This window comes from Streptococcus mitis SK575 (genome assembly GCF_000257865.1).
In the GTDB taxonomy this organism is placed as follows: domain Bacteria; phylum Bacillota; class Bacilli; order Lactobacillales; family Streptococcaceae; genus Streptococcus; species Streptococcus mitis_CQ.
Window position 1 is genome coordinate 1 of the sequence record NZ_AICU01000049.1, and the last position, 4,278, is coordinate 4,278.

A 4,278-nucleotide genomic window follows, 5' to 3' on the forward strand; every position below is an offset into this window, starting at 1 on the left:
CACTAGCGCAGTAGCATCTACATCAGCATCAACAAGTGCGGTAGCCTCTACATCAGCAGACACATTATCTTCTGAAACACCATCAGCATCAGCAGGTAAGTCAAGACAGCAATTGCCAAATACAGGTACAGAAGCTTCAAAATCATCTGTACTCCTTGGAGCTTTGGCAGCCGTAACTGGTCTAGGTCTGTTTGCGAAACGCCGTAAACGTGATGATGAAGAATAATCGGATTAAAAATACATAGAAAGTATTACTATTTCGATTTATGAAAAATCCCTTGGATGAAAAATCATCCAAGGGATTTTTTGCGTTTTAAAAGTTAAGGGAAACGGAAAAATAATATAAAAAATGTTATAATAGTAGGAAAGGAGAACGACTACATGACTGAAAAAATTACGGTAATTGTACCAGTTTATAATGTTGAACATTATCTAGAAAAATGTTTGGATAGTTTAATTAATCAAACTTATAAAAATCTTGAAATTATTGTAATCAATGATGGTTCTACAGATAATTCGGGTGAAATTTGTCAAGAGTATGCACAAAAAGATAATCGAATTGTCTATATTGAAAAAGAGAATGGTGGTTTATCAGATGCGAGAAATGTAGGTCTGGACAAGATGACTGGTTCCTATGTAACTTTCATTGATTCTGATGATTGGGTTGAATTAGATTATGTAGAAATCCTATACAAGAAAATAATTGAGTATCAGGCTGATATTGCAGTTGGTAATTATTATTCTTTCAACGAAAGTGAAGGAATGTTCTACTTTCATATATTGGGAGATTCTTATTATGAGAAAGTATATGATAATGTGTCCATTTTTGAAAATTTGTATGAATCTCAAGAAATGAAGAGTTTTGCTTTGATATCTGCTTGGGGCAAACTCTATAAAGCGAAATTGTTTGATTATCTGCGATTTGATAAAGGGAAGCTCGGCGAAGATGGTTATTTTAATCAAAAAATATACTTATCTGTAAATAAAGTAGTTTATTTAAACAAAGGTCTGTACGCATATCGTCAGAGAAGTGGAAGTATTACAAAAACTTGGACAGAAAAGTGGATGCATGCCTTAGTTGATGCTATGTCAGAGCGTATTACTCTACTAGCTAATATGGGTTATCCTCTTGAGAAGCACTTGGCAGTTTATCGTCAGATGTTGGAAGTCAGTCTCGCGAACGGTCAAGCTAGTGGTTTATCCGATACAGCAACGTATAAAGAGTTTGAAATGAAAAGAACTCTTTTAAATCAGTTATCAAGACAGGAACAAAGGGAAAAGAAAGCCATTGTACTAGCAGCAAACTATGGCTATGTGGACCAAGTTTTAACGACTATCAAGTCTATTTGTTATCATAATCGTTCTATTCGGTTTTATCTGATTAATAGTGATTTTCCTAATGAATGGTTGAAACAATTAAATAAACGATTAGAAAAGTTTGATTCAGAAATTATTAATTGCCGAGTCACATCTGAGCAAATTTCGCGTTATAAAACGGATATTAGTTATACTGTTTTTTTGCGCTATTTTGTGGCTGATTTTGTGAAAGAAGATAAGGCTCTTTATTTAGACTGCGATTTAGTAGTAACGAAAAATCTAGATGACTTATTTGCTACAGATTTACAGGACTATCCTTTGGCTGCTATTCGAGATTTTGGAGGCAGAGCCTATTTTGGTCGAGAAATCTTTAATGCAGGTGTTCTCTTGATTAATAATGCTCTTTGGAAGCAAGAGCATATAGCTCAAAAGTTGATTGATTTAACCAATGAATGGCATGATAAAGTGGATCAGGCTGATCAAAGTATTTTAAATATGCTTTTTGAAAATAAATGGCTAGAACTAGATTTTGATAATAATCATGTTGTCATTCATGAACGTTTCGCAAACTATAATTTTCCATATGGGCAGGAATATCCAGGAATTATTCACTATTTATCAGAGAGAAAGCCTTGGCATACACACGCTGAACAAACCTATCGTGATGTTTGGTGGTATTACCATGATATGGAATGGACAGAGTTAGGAAAAAATCATCATTTACATTCTCTTAAAAAATTGCATCTCTATCCTCTAAGAGTTCCATTTTCTTGTTTGATTTATACAGCTTCAGATCAAATTGAGCAACTGGAAACACTAATAGTGGCTTTACCAGAAGTGCAATTTAAGATTGCAGCAAGAGTAATCGTTAGTGAGAATCTTTCTAGACTTGTTGTGTATCCAAACGTTACTGTCTATTCTGGAACAGTGTCTTTAGAGGAATTGGATAGAGAATTGGTAGAAACTTGTCAGCTTCTTTTAGATATCAACTATGGTGAGAAGGAAGTAGAGATATTAGAGCAATTTATTTCCCAAAATAAACCAATTTTAGCCTTTGAAAATACTAAAACGTATGAAGCGAACCAAGAGATATATCAGATTGATCAAGTTTCAGAAATGATAGAGAGAATAAGAGAGTTAAATAGATGAGAAAAAATACTGTGCGAGGTGATGCACTAATCTTAACTGTAAGTGATCAGATTGAACAATTAGAATACATTTTGGAAAACTCACCAGATATTTGTTTTCATATTGCAGCTCCTGTACAGTTTTCTGAAAAGATAAAAGTACTGGAGTCTAAATATAATGTCCGTCTCGTGACAGTTACAACTGATCAGCAAATTGATTTTCTAGTGAATATGTGTGATTTCCTACTAGATATCAATCATTTTCAAGAAGTTGATTCTATTGTTTCCAAATTTGTGCAGGCTGGTAAAATGGTCTTGGCTTTTGATAATACAGTCCATGGAAATCAAGGTCAAGAAGTCTTTGAAGCAAATAGACCTGATGAATTGGTTAGTAGGATTCGTGATAGTATAAATTCAATCTCAGTGGGGGTGAATAATCATGAAAAAATCATCCAAGATGGCACTTGGAATGTATTTCAAATCGATGATAAGGCCCACTTCGTAGTAGGAGCCAATGTCATTTGTAGAAATTTTGAAAATTTCCATGTTTCTTCTGGTAAGTTAATACTGCATAATGGTGTCTTTATCAATAACTCTTGTAGTTTTAACTGTATGGAAAGAATTGAAATTGGGGCAGGTACCATGATGGGAGAAGGTGTTCGTTTCTATGATCACGACCATATTTATACCGCTGAAAAAATTGAAAAATGGCAGTGGACTTCAGCACCAATTATAGTTGGAAGAGATTGCTGGATAGGAAGTAATGTCACGATTTTAAAAGGAGTGACGATTGGGGATAATACCATTATCGGAGCCGGTTGTCTCATACGCAATGATGTTCCGGCAAACAGTGTGGTTTATAATGATGGAAATCTTTGTATAAAAAGAAGAGATTAAACAGGAAATATAATAAATCAAATTTAGGTAAGTTAGTATATGGAAAATGAATTAATTAGTATTATAGTTCCAATCTACAACGTTGAGAATTATTTAAGACAGTGTTTGGATAGTATTCAGAATCAAACTTATAAAAAGTTTGAATGCATTATGGTTAATGATGGATCCACAGATAGCTCACAACAAATAGCGGAAGAGTATCTAACGGATAGTCGTTTCACACTAATCAATCAATCTAATAAAGGTTTAAGTGGGGCTAGAAATACGGGTATTAGTCATATTAGAGAAGAGTCTACTTTTATATCCTTTGTAGATAGTGATGATTATATTTATCCTGATTTCTTAGAAACTTTAATAGAACACATCGAAGATGATGTTGATATTATAGAAGGAATGATTGAATATTTCCATGATGAAATAAAAGCGGATAATGTCTGTCATAATTTTGAGAAAAAAATATTAATAAGCAAGGATGACAAATTGGGAGAATTGGCATTAAATGAGCTGAGAGTTAGCGTTTTTCCAAAATTGTTTCGAAAAAGTTTATTAACAGAAGATTTTTTTCCAGAGGGGTGGATATTTGAAGATTTAGCAGTTGTTCCAGAGTTGGTAAGTCATTCAGGAAAATGGATTAAATTACCAAAAGTTATATATGGTTATAGGATTCGTCCAAATTCAATTACTACTCAAGAATTTTCAGAAGAAAAATTAGATGTATTTAAGATATTCGAAAAGTATGACTTGTTTTTTAAAGATGAGAGTGATGGCACAAAATTATTAGTTGAAAAAATAAAATATTTACATTTGAATTATCATGACATAGAATTTGTACCAGAGAATAATCAGTATAAACAGTTATACAAACAAGAAAAACAAAAACTATTATCTAAAATAGCAGATTATGAAAGTAAAACTTTGATTAGTATTATCGTACCCA

4 protein-coding genes are annotated in these 4,278 nt (G+C 32.8%); all 4 read left to right on the forward strand.

What is annotated here, in order from left to right:
* A partial coding sequence (locus tag HMPREF1048_RS06395; protein WP_000319069.1) for an LPXTG cell wall anchor domain-containing protein occupies window positions 1-226 on the forward strand: 226 nt, incomplete at its 5' end.
* 155 nt (window positions 227-381) lie between these two features.
* Window positions 382-2,466, forward strand: a complete 2,085-nt coding sequence (locus tag HMPREF1048_RS06400) for a glycosyltransferase (protein WP_000136660.1) — start codon at window positions 382-384, stop codon at window positions 2,464-2,466.
* Window positions 2,463-3,341 (forward strand): acyltransferase, encoded by an 879-nt coding sequence (locus HMPREF1048_RS06405; protein ID WP_001230962.1) that lies wholly within the window; start codon window positions 2,463-2,465, stop codon window positions 3,339-3,341. Before HMPREF1048_RS06400 ends, HMPREF1048_RS06405 begins: the two co-directional genes overlap by 4 nt.
* 39 nt (window positions 3,342-3,380) lie before the next feature.
* On the forward strand, window positions 3,381-4,278 hold an 898-nt coding region (locus HMPREF1048_RS06410; protein ID WP_000426739.1), incomplete at its 3' end, for a glycosyltransferase family 2 protein.

Coding starts and splice junctions, on each gene's coding strand:
- HMPREF1048_RS06400 (WP_000136660.1), top strand. CDS start 382: ATGACTGAAAAAATTACGGTAATTGTACCAGTTTATAATGTTGAACAT.
- HMPREF1048_RS06405 (WP_001230962.1), top strand. CDS start 2,463: ATGAGAAAAAATACTGTGCGAGGTGATGCACTAATCTTAACTGTAAGT.